This is a genomic window from Methylophilus sp. DMC16, from assembly GCF_056314045.1.
The window spans coordinates 25,718-42,812 of the sequence record NZ_JBQUZC010000001.1 but is presented as its reverse complement, the minus strand read 5'-3'; the positions used below and the strand labels follow the sequence as shown (position 1 = coordinate 42,812).

12 protein-coding genes are annotated in these 17,095 nt (G+C 52.8%); 3 read left to right on the top strand and 9 right to left on the bottom strand.

Features of this window, described 5'->3' with window-relative positions:
* Positions 1 to 16: 16 nt before the first annotated feature.
* The 3 genes from ACT53D_RS00190 to ACT53D_RS00180 form a co-directional block, all read right to left on the bottom strand.
* Positions 17 to 553 carry a hypothetical protein gene (locus ACT53D_RS00190; RefSeq protein WP_194748574.1) on the bottom strand — a complete coding sequence of 179 codons (537 nt, stop codon included), beginning with the start codon at positions 551 to 553 and terminating at the stop codon, positions 17 to 19.
* Positions 554 to 675: 122 nt separating this feature from the next.
* Complete coding sequence (clpB, locus tag ACT53D_RS00185; RefSeq protein ID WP_338655148.1) at positions 676 to 3,258, bottom strand: ATP-dependent chaperone ClpB; 2,583 nt, start codon at positions 3,256 to 3,258, stop codon at positions 676 to 678.
* Between the two features lie 117 nt (positions 3,259 to 3,375).
* On the bottom strand, positions 3,376 to 4,533 hold the full coding sequence (locus ACT53D_RS00180) for a sialidase family protein (RefSeq protein ID WP_476153898.1): 1,158 nt from the start codon (positions 4,531 to 4,533) through the stop codon (positions 3,376 to 3,378).
* Between the two features lie 170 nt (positions 4,534 to 4,703).
* Here ACT53D_RS00180 and ACT53D_RS00175 point away from each other — a divergent pair, with 170 nt between their 5' ends.
* Together ACT53D_RS00175 and ACT53D_RS00170 are read left to right on the top strand one after the other, a co-directional pair.
* Complete coding sequence (locus ACT53D_RS00175; protein ID WP_313987347.1) at positions 4,704 to 7,643, top strand: EAL domain-containing protein; 2,940 nt, start codon at positions 4,704 to 4,706, stop codon at positions 7,641 to 7,643.
* Complete coding sequence (locus ACT53D_RS00170) at positions 7,636 to 8,913, top strand: HD-GYP domain-containing protein (protein WP_313987350.1); 1,278 nt, start codon at positions 7,636 to 7,638, stop codon at positions 8,911 to 8,913. The genes ACT53D_RS00175 and ACT53D_RS00170 overlap by 8 nt, the downstream gene beginning before the upstream one ends.
* 38 nt (positions 8,914 to 8,951) lie before the next feature.
* Here the strand turns inward: ACT53D_RS00170 and ACT53D_RS00165 are convergent, their stop codons facing one another.
* The 6 genes from ACT53D_RS00165 to ACT53D_RS00140 all read right to left on the bottom strand — a co-directional run bounded on the left by ACT53D_RS00165 (position 8,952) and on the right by ACT53D_RS00140 (position 16,018).
* The gene (locus ACT53D_RS00165) at positions 8,952 to 11,303 is read right to left on the bottom strand and encodes a TonB-dependent receptor (RefSeq protein ID WP_476153895.1); all 2,352 of its coding nucleotides are present in this window, start codon (positions 11,301 to 11,303) and stop codon (positions 8,952 to 8,954) included.
* A gap of 30 nt (positions 11,304 to 11,333) precedes the next feature.
* Positions 11,334 to 13,598, bottom strand: coding sequence for a TonB-dependent receptor (locus ACT53D_RS00160; RefSeq protein ID WP_476153893.1), 2,265 nt, complete (start codon positions 13,596 to 13,598; stop codon positions 11,334 to 11,336).
* A gap of 62 nt (positions 13,599 to 13,660) precedes the next feature.
* Positions 13,661 to 14,380: a PEP-CTERM sorting domain-containing protein gene (locus ACT53D_RS00155; RefSeq protein WP_313987359.1), complete on the bottom strand. Its 720-nt coding sequence runs from the start codon at positions 14,378 to 14,380 to the stop codon at positions 13,661 to 13,663.
* 63 nt (positions 14,381 to 14,443) lie between these two features.
* On the bottom strand, positions 14,444 to 15,193 hold the full coding sequence (locus tag ACT53D_RS00150) for an FxDxF family PEP-CTERM protein (protein ID WP_476153891.1): 750 nt from the start codon (positions 15,191 to 15,193) through the stop codon (positions 14,444 to 14,446).
* A gap of 77 nt (positions 15,194 to 15,270) precedes the next feature.
* Positions 15,271 to 15,519 carry a helix-turn-helix domain-containing protein gene (locus ACT53D_RS00145; protein WP_476153889.1) on the bottom strand — a complete coding sequence of 83 codons (249 nt, stop codon included), beginning with the start codon at positions 15,517 to 15,519 and terminating at the stop codon, positions 15,271 to 15,273.
* A gap of 64 nt (positions 15,520 to 15,583) precedes the next feature.
* A complete protein-coding gene (locus tag ACT53D_RS00140) occupies positions 15,584 to 16,018 on the bottom strand; it encodes a DUF2946 domain-containing protein (protein WP_313987366.1) in 435 nt (144 codons plus the stop codon).
* 64 nt (positions 16,019 to 16,082) lie between these two features.
* On the opposite strand from ACT53D_RS00140, the gene ACT53D_RS00135 reads away from it, so the two are divergent.
* On the top strand, positions 16,083 to 16,979 hold the full coding sequence (locus ACT53D_RS00135; protein WP_313987369.1) for a DUF808 domain-containing protein: 897 nt from the start codon (positions 16,083 to 16,085) through the stop codon (positions 16,977 to 16,979).
* The last annotated feature ends 116 nt before the right edge of the window (positions 16,980 to 17,095 follow it).

Sequence of the window (17,095 nt, the reverse complement as noted above, 5' to 3'; positions counted from 1 at the left end):
GTAAATCAGCGTCAGTTTACCAGTAACGCCAGCCGCCGCCCCAATAGGGCCTGGGTCCCCAAGGGCCACCATAAAAACCGGGGCCGCCGTAAAAACCTGGCCCGTAAAACCAGGGATCCATGCTGCGCAACCGGGCATAATCCCGTTCACGCTTTAACTTGGCTTCTGCCTCGGCGCGCGCTTTTTCACGCTTGTTAATCTCATCGGCGATGGCGTTTTGCTGCGCCAGCGCATTCGCCTGCTGCATATAATCAAGCACGCCTTTGGAAATACCTTTTTGATGCCATGACAGCACCTCTGAAGGGGTCAATGCATAACGCGATTGCGACTGCTTGATTGCATCAATAATTTCGGCATCCGTCTTGCCCTGCTTGCTCATGGTCACAATCTCATCCAAACTCAACGTCGACTGCGGCGGTGGCACCAGCGCAGCGAGTTGCTCGGGAGAAATACGGTCAATCTGCACCGGTTGCGGTGGTTGTGTCGCGCATCCGCTCATCAAACCGAGCAAAAAAATGATCAAGGACAAACGCCAAGCTTGTGAGTCTCGCATAGTTGCTCCATTTTACACCCGCACAATAAAAAAGGGTCATACGAATATGACCCTTTGCTTGCACCACAGGTTCAGCCTGCAGGCAGATGACCACGCTGCGCCCAAGATGCGCGCGCTGACACTCAGGCTTTGCGGAACTGCATTTTCCCACCCTGAAAATCCACCTGTATCGTGTCTTTGGCCGCAAACTGCCCAGCCAGGATTTCACGTGCCAGCGGATTCTCAATTTCACTTTGAATGGCGCGTTTGAGCGGACGTGCGCCATAAACGGGATCAAAGCCTGCATTGGCAATTTCGGCCAGCGCTGCGTCGGTGACGTCGAGTTGCATCTCCATGGCTGCCAGCCGTTTGGCCAGCAATTGCAACTGGATATTGGCAATCGACTTCACATGCGCTTCTCCCAGTGAATGGAACACGACCACCTCATCAATCCGGTTGATGAACTCTGGCCTGAAGTGCGTTTTCACCTCACCCATCACCGCCAGTTTAACCACCTGATAATCCTGGTCACTCATGCTCTGGATCATCTGGCTACCCAGGTTAGAGGTCATGATAATGACGGTATTCTTAAAGTCTACCGTCCGCCCCTGGCCATCGGTCAGGCGACCATCGTCCAGCACTTGCAGCAACACGTTAAACACATCCGGATGCGCTTTTTCCACCTCGTCCAGCAATACGACTGAATAAGGCTTGCGGCGCACGGCTTCGGTCAGCGTGCCGCCTTCTTCATAGCCAACATAGCCGGGGGGCGCACCAATCAAACGCGAGACCGAGTGTTTTTCCATAAACTCACTCATGTCGATGCGCACCAGATGGTCTTCACTGTCGAACAGAAAGTTGGCCAGCGCCTTGCACAACTCGGTTTTACCCACGCCAGTCGGCCCCAGGAACAAAAAGCTGCCATATGGTCGGTTAGGGTCACTCAAGCCACTGCGTGAACGGCGGATCGCATCCGAGACCAGCCGAACCGCTTCGTCCTGGCCCACCACGCGCGCATGCAGGCTGTTTTCCATATTGAGCAGCTTTTCGCGCTCGCCGGTCATCATTTTGCTGACCGGGATGCCGGTGGCCCGGCTGACCACTTCAGCAATTTCATCGGCACCGACTTCGGTACGCAACATTTTATGTTTGACCGTGCCACTCGCTTCAGCGCTTGACGCGTGCTTCAACTGGGCTTCGAGTTGCGGCAATTTGCCATACTGCAACTCTGAGACTTTTTGCCAGTCGCCTTTGCGTTTGGCGGCTTCCATCTCCAGTTTAATTTTTTCAATCGCCTCTTTCACGCCTGCCGAGCCTTGTACGGCAGCCTTCTCCGCTTTCCAGATTTCCTCGAGGTCGGCATACTCTTTTTCAAGCTTGCTGATTTCTTCTTCAATCAGGCCAAAGCGTTTCTGGCTGGCTTCATCTTTCTCGCGGCGCACGGCTTCACGCTCAATCTTAAGCTGAATCAGTCGGCGATCCAGCTTATCCATCACTTCCGGCTTGGAGTCGATCTCCATCTTGATACGCGAAGCCGCCTCGTCGATCAGGTCGATGGCCTTATCCGGCAAAAAACGGTCCGTAATATAACGGTTAGACAGTTCTGCCGCCGCGACAATGGCCGGATCGGTAATTTCCACACCGTGGTGTAATTCGTACTTTTCCTGCAAACCGCGCAAGATGGCAATGGTCGCCTCGACGCTAGGTTCATCCACCAGCACCTTCTGGAAGCGACGCTCCAAGGCCGCATCTTTTTCGATGTATTTACGGTATTCATCCAGCGTGGTCGCGCCCACGCAATGCAGCTCACCCCGGGCCAATGCAGGCTTGAGCATATTGCCGGCATCCATCGCGCCTTCAGATTTGCCGGCACCGACCATGGTATGAATCTCGTCAATAAAGACGATGGTCTGGCCTTCGTCTTGCGCCAGCTCCTTGAGCACCGCTTTCAAACGTTCTTCAAATTCGCCGCGGTATTTGGCCCCGGCCAACAGGGCAGCCATGTCCAGGCTCAATACTTTTTTGTTTTTAAGCGAATCAGGCACTTCGCCATTGACGATACGCTGCGCCAGGCCTTCTACAATCGCGGTTTTACCCACGCCGGGCTCACCGATCAATACCGGATTATTTTTGGTGCGGCGCTGCAAAACCTGAATGGCGCGCCGAATCTCGTCATCGCGGCCAATCACCGGATCCAGCTTGCCAGCACGGGCGCGCTCGGTCAGGTCCAGCGTGTATTTTTTCAACGCTTCGCGCTGGCCTTCCGCTTCCTGGCTGTTGACGGAATCATTGCCGCGCACGGCTTTAATCGCCTGCTCAAGTGCAGTTTTACTCAAGCCATGTTGCTTGAGCAGTTGCCCGGTGGGGCCTTTATCTTCGGCCAGCGCCAGCAAGAACATTTCGCTGGCAATATAGCTGTCGCCGCTCTTTTGCGCGAGCTTGTCAGTGACATTGAGCAAATTATTGAGGTCGCGCGACACGCTGACATCGCCGCTGTTTTCGCTGACTTTGGGCAGGTTGTCTATGGCTTGCTGCAACCCGGTTTTAAGTGCGCTGACTTGCGCGCCTGCGCGTGACAACAGCGCCGCTACCCCACTGTCGTCCTGGTTGAGCATGGCCAGCAACAAGTGAGGCGCTTCTATGGTGGGATGATCCGCCCCGACGGCCATGCTCTGCGCATCGGCCAGGGCCTGTTGAAATTTAGTCGTGAGTTTATCAAAACGCATGGCAAACCCTTTCTTGATTAAAGTATCGCCGCACGCTTGCGGCTGGATACCCATATAATGCGGCGGGTTTTTGCGTTTTCAATAGCGCCAGATCAAATGACAGCGTTTTTGAGCTGGCTATTTTGCGAATGGCAGGACTTTCAAGCCTTGATCACTGGTATTCACGGCCAGCGACACCTGGCCTTGTAAATTGAGCCATTGCGGGTAATCCAGCTTTGTCGTGCTATGCAGCATGACACTGGGCGTGCCCCAGGTACGGCCACCATCCACAGAGACCATGCCCACAATATCAAAACCGCTGCTATCCCGCTCTTGCCAGGCCAGCCAGACTTTATCGGCCACGCTCAACAAGGCCGGATGACTGGCATTGCGTTTGAGGTCACCAATCCGTTTCGGCGGTGAGCTCACCCAGGCTTGGCCATCCATGCGCGCCAGCCGCAAACCGGGCTTGTCCCCAGCCCCATCAAAATAGGCCAAGTGATAGCCAAAGCCTTCACCAACCGCAATCGCAGCACCATGATGCGGACAACCATCCAGTTTCCAGTGACCATAACTGGCACGCACCAGCACCGGTTTGCCGGTGCCACCAATTTCGGCCATGGCATGGTCGCGCTCACTGCCCTCAAAGACATGCCGCCACAAGACCGCCACCGTGCCATCCGGCTTGCTGGTCATGGCAATCCGGCAACACTCGCAGCTGCTATCCGCCAATTTTTGTTCTGGGGCAAAACTTTTGCCTTGATCGCTTGAAACCGCATAGTAAATGGCAGCACCATCATACGGTTTACCCGTAGCCTTGGCGGCCAGCAAATCACGTTTATCCACCCAGGCCACGGTGATGGTGCCATTGGCGGCCACGTGCAAACTGTCAAAACGGTGGGTGATTTCATCGCGGTGCTGGTGCACGATATAAGGGGCCTCAAAGCTTTTGCCGCCATCGGTAGAGCGTGCAAACCAGATATAGCCGGCATAAGGCTTTTTCAGCGATTCGGTCCAGGTGACATACAGATGGCCATTGGGGCCAACCGCAATCTTGGGCCTGGCTTCGCCATCGGCGGCCACTTTCATCGGCAACGGATTGACCACGGTTTCCCGACCAAGGGGTTTGCCCGTGGCATCCAGCAAAGACACCCAGACCTGACCCTGCCTGGCCTGAGCCAGCCAGATGCGGCCGGCACCCTCGGGCGCGACACTGACGGCCAGGGCGTTGGGCGCCTGCTCGGCATGGCCCTCATGACCTTCGTGCGCTTGCGCACAATCCACCCAGCTTGTCATCAGGACAAATAGCCCTAAAACCACGCTTAACCCGTGCCTGAGCAGATTGATTTTATGTATAAAATTGACGTTCATTAACACAAGTGAAACTCGCTAAAGTTTAGCGCCAACTGCGCCGTTAACCCACTTAATCGTCCCAGATAGACGCCTGGAATCAAGCAGACTGAATTATGTTACCCACCGTTTTTGATCATCATAGCACAGCATGGTTGCAGCCATTTGCCGTCACCATGCCTGATATGGCTATGCTGGCCATCAATCGCCGTGCAGTGAGCCTGGCGGCAAACGAACAGGCATTGTCTCTGCTCGCCCCCGTGGGTGAGGAATTACCCAAAGAGTCACGTCAGGTGCTCATCGAAGCCATGCGCGAAGGCAAAACCGAGCTAAACATCACGCTTACCCTCAAAGGCCTCAAGCGCGATTTCAAATGCAGACTATTCTATCCGCAACACACCCGTCGCGCCGTGGGACTCATGCTGGAGGAAGAAGAAAAGACCTTGACCGACCAGTTGCTGCATATGCAATCCATCGTGCATTCACTGATCGAAATGAGCCCTGACCTGATTTGCATTAAGGATAGCGACAACCGCTGGATGATGGCCAACGAGCAAATGCTCAACACCTTCCAGATCAACCATTTTGACTTTGAGTTTTTGAATAACCGTCAAATTGCGCAAACCTTGCACCCGGTATTCCGCAACAGTTTTGAACATCACGAAAAATCAGACCAACAAGTCTGGCAAACGCGCCAGCCCTACCACAATGAAGAGTTGGTGCATTTGCCACAAGGCGGTCATAAAACGCTAGAAGTGCATAAAGTCGCCTACTACGACCGCGAAGACCTTCCAAGCCACCTGATCACGGTCGCTCGCGATGTGAGCGAGCAAAAGTTTATTCAAACCCAACTCAACAACCGCAGTGCCGTGCTGGATACCCTGATCTCATGCGACTGGATGCTGCACTCGACTGAACGCTGGCAAACGGTGGCAGAAAACGTGCTGCAACAATGCTGCCTGTCCTTTAGATTCAGTCGCGCCACCCTGCTGCAGCATGAGAATATCCATACGCGCAACAAGACAGAAATGCGCTCCAAGGCCCTGTTTCATTGGGCCATGAACGGCTTTCATGCCACGTATGAGCACTGGGAAAAAGTGTCTTTCCTCACGCCAGAACTACAACGCTGGCATGCCCTGCTGGCGCAGGGCCAGCCGGTTATGTGTGATGCCCTGAGCCTGCCAGAGGCCGAGCGCGCCCTGCTCAAGTCGCACGACACGGTCAACCTGGTCATTGTGCCGCTGATGCTGGACGATGACTGGTGGGGCTCCATGGTCATTGAACGCTGTTTTGATGCAGAGCCGACCAGTTCACAAGAACTGGGCTCACTGATGGCCATCGGCCGCACCTTGAGCGTGGCCATCAACCGCGAACAAACCGGAAAACATCTCAAACTGGCAAAAATCGCCTTTGACAGTACCACCGAAGGCATCATGATTGTGAACCCGGCCGGGGAGCTGGTGGGGATCAACCAGGGTTACACCTTGATTACCGGCTATGCAGAAGAAGAGGTACTGGGCAGCAAACCGCAAATCTTCAAACAGCGTCCGCGCGGCTTGTTTGGTGCGCTCAAACGTCATGGCAAATGGTCTGGGGAAATTGAGAATGTCCGCAAAAACGGCGAGAGCTACACCGAGTGGATGACTATCACAGCGGTGCGTAACCACGCCAATGCCATCACCAATTATGTGGGCGTGTTTGCGGATATTTCGGAAATGAAACGTTCGCAACGCCAGTTGAACTCTCTGGTCAATCACGATCCGCTGACCGGCCTGCCTAACCGCCGCCTGATTAATCACCTGTTCGCGCATGCGATTCAGCGCTCCGGCCGCAATGAGCAGCAAGCGGCCATTCTGTTTATCGACCTCGACCGCTTTAAAAATATCAACGACAGCCTGGGGCATTATGCAGGCGACCAGTTATTGTTGAGCGTAACCGAACGTCTGCGTCAGGCCGTCCGTGAGTCTGACATCGTTGGCCGCCTTGGTGGTGACGAATTCATCATCATGCTGGAAAACCTGCGCAGCAAGGCCGATGCGTCACAAAAAGCGCATGATATTCTGGAAGCCCTGCGTGTTGAATTCAATATTGACCACCACCAGATTTTTGTCAGTGGCAGCATAGGCATCTCGATGTACCCGCAGGATGGGCAGGATGTCGAGAGCCTGATCAAAGCCGCCGACCTCGCCATGTATCAGGTCAAAAACAACGGTAAAAACCATGTCGCGTTTTACGACGCTGCACTGAGCCGCGACGCCGTTGAGCACTTCCAGCTGGAAACCGAGTTGCGGCAGGCGCTCAATAAAAACCAGCTGAATATGTTCTATCAGGCCCAGATTGACCTCAAGACAGGCATGATTATTGGCGCGGAAGCGCTCATCCGCTGGATGCATCCGACACAGGGCATTATCTCGCCCGCCAAATTCATCCCGCTGGCAGAAGAAACCGGCCTGATTCTGAGCATAGGGGAATGGGCCCTCGCTCAGTCGGTCCGGCAAGCGCATGCCTGGCATCAACAGCATCCGGAATTCAAGAAAATTGCGATTAATGTCTCTGCTGTGCAGATCATGAAAAGCAAGTTTGCCGACACGGTCTACGGCATCCTGATGGAAAGCGAATGTGACCCATCCATCATTGAGCTTGAAATCACCGAAAGCACCTTGATGCAGCATACGCAACATGTGGTCGACACCTTCAATCAACTCAAGCTGTTGGGAATCAGTATTGCGATTGATGATTTTGGCACCGGCTACTCTTCACTCTCACACTTGAAACGGTTGCCGCTGGACCAGATCAAGATAGACCGCAGCTTTGTCAAAGACCTGCCAAACGACAAGGACGATGCTGCGATTACCAGTGCGATTTACGCCATGGCAACCCAGCTGGGATTTACCGTGGTGGCTGAAGGCGTAGAGACAGAAGAGCAGGAAAAATTTTTACAGCGACTGGGGTGCCAGACAGCCCAAGGCTATCTGTACGCCTACCCGGTCAATGCGGACGATTTTGTAAAACTGTTAACATTAAACAATCAAAGAAAAATAAAACGCCATGCATAATCAAGCCTCCGACACTTATTACATTAGCCCAGACCAACTGCAAGTGGGGTTATATATCCACCTTGATCTCGGTTGGATGGATCATCCATTCTCGGTCAGCAACTTCAAGATCACTGAAGATGCGCAAATTGACACGATCAAATCGCTGGGGCTCAAGCAGCTACGCTATGACCCGCGACGAAGCACCAGTCACCCACTGAAAAAAAATGCCAATGTCGTGGAGTTTCTGGTGAAAAAAGCGTTGTTTCCAGAGCCGGAACCCGCCAAGGAAACAACGCCGCTCAATGCTGCTCAGCAAAAACGACAGGTGCTCAAACAAGTCATCAACGAGAGTGAGCAAAAGTTTATGCGCACCAGTGCCGAGGTCAAAAACATTCAGAAGCTCTCAACCGAGCATCCTGACCAGGCCTATGGACTGGCTCAGACCCTGGTACAAGACCTGGTCAGCAGCACACTGACTGAAGGTGATATTGCGATCCACGCCATGAGCGGACACCGTGTCGGCGATCAGCATTACCAGCATGAGCTGAATACCCTGGTGGCCAGCCTGATCCTGGCCAAGAACCTGAATATCAGCGATGAGGATGCGGTGATACTGGGCATGGCGGCCATTTTGCATGATATTGGCAAGCGGCAAATTAGTGACAAAATCCTGTTGAAAAAGGACCCCCTTAACCTGCGCGAAGTTGCGATTTATCAAACCCACGTCGCCTTAGGCCTGAATATGCTCAAAGAGGTGGCCGTACCCAAAAAAATCATGACCCTGATTGCCCAGCATCATGAATTTGCAGATGGCAGCGGTTACCCGCAAGGCCTGCGTGCAGAACAGATTGACCCGTTGGCGCATATCCTGATCATCGCCAATGTGTATGACAACCTATGCAACCCTTCTAACCCGGCGTTGGCAAAAACGCCCTACGAAGCGCTCAGCATGATGTTTGCGCAGCAACGTCACCAGTTTGACCAGACCATTTTGCGCCGCTTTATCAAATGCCTGGGCATTTATCCGCCAGGCAGTGTGGTGCGCCTTTCAGATCAGCAACTGGCAACGGTGATCTCCACCAACCCGCAGCAACCCTTAAGGCCTTTCGTGCAGATCCTCAACGATGATCCTGAGGAAGAAGGTGAAACTTTTGACCTCAGGGAAGCGCTGGACATCAACATCATCCAGTGCCTGAAACCTGAGCAGCTGCCCGATATCCTGCAAAAACGCATGCGGCTCAAACAGCGCACCAGCTACTTTCTGGATAAAGTTTACGCGACCGTTTGACCCGGTTGAAAGATGACCCGCGGTAAAGATGGCGCGGGTCAATAATCAAACTTGACTTGTACATACCCCGTGCGTTGCGGGTAGGGGTGGCGGACATAGGCCTGATCGTTGTTCAGGTTATCGATCCCCACGCTGGCCGTCCAGCGCCTGCTCATGTGATAGTTGGCCTTCACATCCACGAAAAAGAACTTGCTCGCAGCGATGTAGGTGTCATCATTGACATCGCTGTTATCCAGCAAGTTGTATTGACGGCCGCTATACCGGGCACTCACACTGTAGGTGATCTGACTGCCCTGATGATAGGTCGTCACCAGCTTGAACATTTCGCGTGGAATCCGCGGGGCCTTATTGCCCTCAATACTACGGTCCACCCGGTTACGGAGTATTTCTGCATCGGTAAACGTGGCACTGCCCAAAATATCCAGGCCATGAATCCATACATCCTGCCATTCTGTGGACAACTCTATCCCCCGGGTCCTGACGTGGTCCAAATTCTGGATAAAGGAACAGCCACCCGCCCCGGCTGTACACACCCCTGTGCCATAGGGAATCGCGCGGCCATTGGCAATGGTCTGTGAGATCAAGGCATCATATTTTTCTTCGTTAAACACGCTGGCGCGAATCAGGCCGTTAGCAAACCGCCTTTCGGCAGTGATTTCAGCTGATAGCACCTCCTCCGGTTTGAGATTCGGGTTGTTCTGGACAATCTGGCTGCTCTGCGTAACCTGTTGATAGAGCTCACTCACCGTCGGAAAACGGAATGCCTGTCCAAATGAAGCACGGAATCCCCATTCTGGCATGGGTTCAAAACTCAATGAAACCTTGGGCGAAAACCGGTTAGCCTCTGCCGTCGCATAATTGGCAGTAGACAACACGCCGCCAGTCACGGCCTGGTTACGGCCATCCATAGCCTGCCAGCGCTCTGCACGCCCGCCTAACGTGAGCGACCATTGCGGGTGAAGTTGCCATTTATCCTGAATAAACAATGCTTGCGTACGCGTGCTGCCACGTGAGCTGCTATTCAAGTTGCCTTTGTTTCCCACTTGCCAGTCTGCCGTATCAAAGGTGGTGCTGCTAAGATCGTACTCATCAATATGGTAGCCCACATCCGCAACATGCCGCCCCCAGCCAGCCTCTGCCGGCCTGAAGGTTGCACGCGCATCAAAGGTGGTCCAGCCCGTGCCTGACATGTCTGTCACGCGCCCGGCACGATTGATGTAGGGATTCCCCGCAGCAAGTGTCGTTGTCGAGGTAGCAATATTTGACTGGCTATTTTTGTCCTGCTGGTAGTCATAGTCTGAAAAAGTCAGTTGCCAGTCAAAAAAGCCTTTGCTGTCCGACTTGAGGTCTATGGCCTGCATGACATGCGTCGCGTCGGCTTTTGACGGATTAAATCCGCTCAAATCATAGCGCAGGCCATTGAGCTGTACGCGGTTGTTATACACCGTGTTTCCATTAGCGTCCTTGAGATACGACGCCACATCCGTATGACTGTTCAAATGCCATAACCCCAGAGTATAGGTGGCTTTCACGGTATCCGTTACATCATATGCGGCCTTGAGCCGCAGATTTGTTTGCTCCGGCCGCTCCATGCTCACTGCCCCAAACACATTACGCGGCAAATTTCTATCGTTTTTGTCGACAGAGGCACCGGTAACGGCGACCCCGCCCGATGTGCGGCTCCCAGCACTCAAATCACGGACGACAAAATCCATGGGCTGGCCTTCATTATTCAGATAATCAGCGCTGAGCAGCAGGCTCAGATCATTCCATTTGTCACCAAGCGAAGCAGAAAGGTGCTGGCCTTCAAGATTGAGTTTTGAATGGTATAAATCAAAATTTTGGCGGAAATACTGCACATTGGTATGCGCCTCCAGCTTGGTCGGCATCCTGGTTTTTACACTGACCACACCGCCAAACGAGTTACCGGCGAACATGGCAGAAAAAGGTCCATACATCATGCTAATCTGCTCAATCTCATCCGGACCAATCATCCCCCAGCGTGGCGGGAAGGCAAACGAGTTTCCCAGCAAATTGGAGAGTAATACGCCATCTGCGTACAGCATGGTTTGCGCACTTGAAAGTGTCCCCACGGTTCGCCCGGCAATAATGCCGTTTCTATCGCCAATATAGCGCTCCCGGATTTGCAAACTGGGCAAAAACTTCATCGCCTGCGCGGCCGTGGTGGCATTCACACTCTCCTGAATCTGTTTTTTGTTAAAGCTCTCTACGGTGGCCGGATAATCGACAATCCGGCTATCCACCGTACCCGATACCTCGACATCATCCAGCTCTACCTGATTATGATCAGCATACACTGGCATGGATGCCAACCCCAACACCAGGCTGGCACCCCAGTAAAGGCTGCCTGGTAAACGAAACTGCTTCATGACTTCTTCCCTGAGCATTTAAGTAGATGGTTAATAAAATAGATTAAAAGCCACATTGACCGACCGCCCCATGCCGGGCACATTCATCCCGTAATAGGCTGCCCCCCCCGTCGTCATGGAGTTACCTTCTGCCACATATGCCCCGCCCAGGGGCAATAAATAAAATTTGTTGAACAAGTTTTCGACAGAAAAATCGAGGCGTGCATGCTGCCACTCATAGCTGCTGCGCAAATGAAAAATCGTGTAACCAGGCGTATTTACTTCGTTTCGCACCTCTGAAACGCGCACTTTTTCTGCCACACTTTGCAGCTCAAGACGGTTGGTCCACTTGCCCAATTGATGCTGAAAGCCAGCTTTTAGATTGAGTGGCATCATGTGATAAAGATGTCCGCCAGTGGTTTCATTATTCCCGCGTACGTAGCTAATTACCCCTGTGGCTGAAAAGTTGCCTACACTTGCCAATCGCCCAAACTGATAGCTGCCGGACAAATCCGCCCCATATAGCAGCGCATCCACATTCTCATATTGCAACAAGACGTAGCAATTCGTGGTCGTGACGTTAGTACCATTACAGCCACTTCCTGCAGAGGTATTTCGTTGCAGGCGCCTTGCATCAATATAATTGTCAACATAAGTGGCATATGCCGTCGTTTTCACCGCCCATTTTTCATGGTTGGCATCATGCCAATCCGCGACCACACTCGTGGTATAGGCGACCTCAGGCTTTAGGTCTGGATTACCCACATAACCATTGCCATCCCCAACAAAGTTATTCATCAAGGCGGCCATGCTATTGGTAGACCATGCGAAGCGTTCGTATAAATTGGGGGAGCGATTTTTGCGGGCGAATCCGATCTCATAAGCCTGATTGGCGTCAGCACGATATTTCACCAGCGCGGTCAAATCATACTGCTGAGTCTGGGTGTTACGATCGCCACGATTCAGTTTGGCAGCATCCACACTATAGGTAGTGTTGTAGCCTTGAACAGGGTCAACAGATGAACGGACACTGTCTGTACGCAGGCCTAATAATGTCATCCATTCTGCATCCCATACAGACTCCCACTCGCCATAAACACCCAGACGGTCTCTTTTACCATTCCGTATGTTCTGAAACGTGTTTGGCCCCATATTAAAACCATCAATAGGTGTCCACCAATCGTCGAGACGATAGTTTTGGAAATCCACCCCAAGGCGCAGCGTGTCACGCGCATTAAGTAGCAAAGTGGTTTTGATGCTGCCGCCATCAGTGCTTGCGTCGCTCAGCATAGGCATATACATACCAAAGGCCCGGCTACGCAACATATCCATGGCGTGTCGGGTGTCTTGATGAAAATAGCGAACCTCCAGTTCACCCCAATCGTATGCTCCCAGATAATGCATGTTGACGGTTTTATTTACGTTTGCAGGCTTGTGCGTTAACAGGCTGGAACCATTATTCGGATCAAACTCGCTGGAGACCATGTCCATACGCTGATTGGGAAACCCCTCCCAATCTATGCTTTGCTCACCCCACTTCAATTCAAACAGGTGTTTGTCATCCACATTCCACGCCAACCCCAGCTCCTGATTACGCGATCGACGGAAAGCAGAGCTGGCCACCTCTTTTTCGCCAACCCGATCTTCAGTCGGAGTCGTTTGCAGAATTGGTTTTTTGAAATTGCCTGCTGCCTGATAATTATTAGCATCGGCATAAGTCTCTGTATATGCCAGGCTAAACTGACGGGTTGCTGCACCCAAAGCCACATTGGCTCCTCTGGCCGCCCCATTGCTCCGGTAAAACGTCCCCAACTGCCCAAAGCTGACATAGCCCTGATCGTCATTGGCAAAGCGCGGATGCGCTGAATCCACTTGTATGGTGCTGCCGATACTATCGCCGCCCACGCTAACTGGGGCAACGCCCGCATAGACCTGCATACTGCGCACTTGCGCCGGATTGATAAATGACAACGCCGGGTTCATATGATTTGGGCAAGCACTCATCAAATCCATGCCATCCACTTGCGTACGGTTACGGTCATCTGCAAACCCATGAATGGTCGGCAGACTTGAAATGCCGCCAGCACTAAAGCTACTGACACCAGGGATCTCTTCCAGCAACTTAGCGGTATCTGTCGTGTTAACCCCCTTTTGCCGAATGGCTTTCAAAGGGATGACCTCCCCTTTAAAACGGCTTTCCTGGTCAACTTGCACGGGAGGCAATTGCAAGCTTTTCTCGCTTTCCTCAGCATTATGGCCAGCGTAACCAAGCATGGGCGAGACGAGCAACGCCATCAACAATCTCAATAATTTCATGATTTTTTCAGTCAAAGATGGCAAATGCGCATGCATTTACCATCTTTCTCCGCTCTTCCTAGTTATGCTTGCTCACGGCGGCGGCGCGCTATCATGCCGGTCATGACCAGGCCTAAACTCAACAGCGTATAGGTGCTTGCCTCAGGAACAGGCACAGCCACAATGCTGATCACCTGACTGACGGGATACCCACTCATGGTGCCCACCGAGCCATACCCAGCCGCGGAGGTCCCTGTCATACAAACGGCGCCCATCATGCCGCCAGGCGCACAGTCGGCATAAGCCAGTTTGTTAATTTGAGTCTGTGTCAACGCAGTCAATGGATTATCAGGGACAAAAATCAAGGCGTAAGCGTTACCAGGATTATTTGCCGGACGCGGATAGCCGTAATAAACACCGCCGATATCCACACCCGCCTGAGGGCTCCAGCCATCCCCGCCAGCCAGGGTTGAGAAGGTATTCGTGTTGCTGTTTTTAAAGGTGGCAGCAAATGTGCCGCCTAAAGCAGCGTCATACCAAGAAACCAACTGGTAATTCAGGTTTAACCAAGTCATATTGGAAGCATCTGTACCAGTCATAGACTCACTCAGCTTACCCGCCAGGCCGGTAATTACTTTTGTTGCTGAGTCATAACTAAATGACCCTTCAAAAATAGAGTTTTTTGGCTGGGTGTCTGGCTCAAACCAGGTGGTGGTCACATTGTAAGTAGATACCGCAGCAAATGCTGGGCTGGTTGCCAAAGTCATGGCAGCGATTGCCAATGTTTTTTTCAATACGTTCATTTTCTTCTCCTATCATGTTGGTGAGGGCGTTAAGCACACTCACCAACGATTCATGTGGTGGGGTTATTTGCTACGACGGCGCACCTGCCAGCCGAGCAAGGCCAGACCTGTCAGCAACAGGGCCATGTTTTCCGGCTCTGGGACTGCGCTGACATTCAGTGAGGCGGTGTAGCCAAAACTAGTCGCCAGCTGGTTTGCGGCGTTGTTACCGCCAATCATGATGGTGTAATCCCCTGCCCCCAGCAGAAACTTGCCGGTGACCACATCGGTCGCTGTGGTCGCAGAGCCCTTGTAGATAAAGCTGCTCAGTTCGCTGTCGATGCCAATCGCATCGCCGTCACCGCCCATTTTCCAGTTGCCCAGTGCATTCCAGCTGCCATCGGTGTCGGTATACGACTTGTTGGAGCCCAGGTTGGCTTGCGCCCAGCTGTAGCGCCAGACGATAGAAGCGTTGGCACTATCGTAATCGGCACTGGTTTGCGTGCCTGGAAAAACGCCACCGGTTCTGACTGCCGCCAGTCCACCGTATATAGAGAAAGCAGGTAACAGATCGGCAGAGGTTGCATCGACGCTGAAATCCACCCAGGCATTGTTTTGCAGGGTGAAACGGAAAGCACGACCAATATGGCTGTCGCCCAGATTGCCGTCAGCGGCGCCGGCCCAGCCATAGTTGGTATTGACGGTGGTGGTAATGCTATTGCTGGCATTCACCAGGCCAGAGAATGTGCCAAAGTCACGCCCGGTATAACTTAAATGCGCCCAGGCAGGTTGAGTGAGTCCCAGCAAGGCCAGGGCCAAGAAGGTTTTTTTCATATACTTTTCCTCAGAAATATTTTTTGTAAACGGCATGCCCCCTACTGGTCAGCTACCAGCAGGGTGAGCATCACGCATCAGGCGGCAAAGACTTGCCTGGCATCCCGATCGGGTTGCCAGCGGATAAGCGCGCTGATGTCACAAGCGAAATAAGAGCAAAGTTTGCCCAGATGCTCGGTGCATGCGTTGTAAGAAGGATTTTTGACCATGCGATGCAAGGTCATGCGGCTGATGCCGCTAGACTCAGCGATTTCTTTGAGGGTGATGTGGCGTTTCCACTCCACCTGTTTGGCAAATATCATTGCCTGAAGGTTGATGACGATCATGTCATGACTCCATATGTGCCTGCATCACAGGCATACCCATAAACCGTCTAGACGACAGACGGTGCTAGATTGAGCGTGGAGTCAGTGGGGGTGCGCGCGTGGGGTGCGCGGTGGAGTAAACACTTGCGACAACCGGGGCCTGATAGCTGCTTAAAGCAATCTCGGCCTGGGCTTGTTGAAACAGAATGTAAGCCGGATTGGGCTGGGGCAATACCACATCATCCATCGCCATATGGCAGAACGGACAATGATTGAGATGATGTCCCAGTGAAACCGGTTTTTGTGAAGGCTGATAGTCAATCAGGGTGGCGCGCAATTTTCCTTGCGTGGTGATCACCTGAATGACCAGTTTACTGCCCTGCGAGGAACACACCTCCTGAATAAAGCTTTTGCCTGTTTGCATGGGAAACGCGAGGCTCAACGTCGGCACGAGCGCAGCCAGCATGATAGCCATCAAGGCCATGCGTGCCATCCAACGTTGAAATTTGCGCGTCACCATGCCGCCATTTTAACGGCAATCCTTTAAAATAAACAATAGCCTCTTCATTGACACAGGACAAACCATGGCCACTCCCAGCCTGCTGGCACTACTAGATGACATTACCACCATGCTGGATGACGTTTCCGTCATGAGCCAGCTCGCGGCCAAAAAAACAGCGGGGGTGCTGGGCGATGACCTTGCGCTCAATGCCCAGCAAGTCACAGGGATTGCCGCCAAGAGAGAGCTGCCAGTGGTGTGGGCGGTGGCGCGAGGATCGCTGCTGAACAAACTGATTCTGGTGCCTGCAGCGCTGTTGATCAGTGCGTTTTTACCTTGGCTGATCACCCCCTTGCTGATGCTGGGAGGGGCCTTTCTGTGCTTTGAAGGCTTTGAGAAAGTCTGGCACAAACTGCGCCATGACAAGCACTCGGACACCAGTGAACAAGCGATCCACGCCGCCATGCAGCAACCTGAGACAGACCTGGTCGCCCTGGAGCAGGAAAAAATCAAAGGCGCTGTTCGGACGGACTTCATTCTGTCCGCCGAAATTATTGTGATTGCCCTGGGCGTTGTCGCCGATGCAGCTATCACGCAGCGTATTCTGGTGCTCTCCCTCATTGCAGTCGTCATGACACTGGGGGTGTATGGCCTGGTCGCTTTGATCGTCAAAATGGATGATATCGGCTTATGGCTGATGCAACGAAGCGGTCATCATCTTCTGGCCTCTGCCGCACGCAAAACAGGTTGGGGCATGGTGCAAACGGTCCCCTACCTGATGCGCTTGCTCAGCATCGTCGGCACCGCGGCCATGTTTCTGGTCGGCGGTGGCATTCTCGCCCATGGCATCCCCCCCTTGCATGCGCTGATTGAGCAATCTCCACAGTGGACGCTGTTGTGGAACGCCTTGATCGGCATATTGGCGGGCGCTATCTGCTTCGTCTTAATCCATATCGCGATGATATTTAGAAAGAAACACTAGTTTTTTTCTAAGCCCTTGTTAGAATTACCTAAAAAGGGGGCTTCATGATACTTTCGCGCAAAGTAATAGTGGTTGCTTTATCGGTTTCCGTTGCTTGCTTGCTCGGTTCTTTGCAA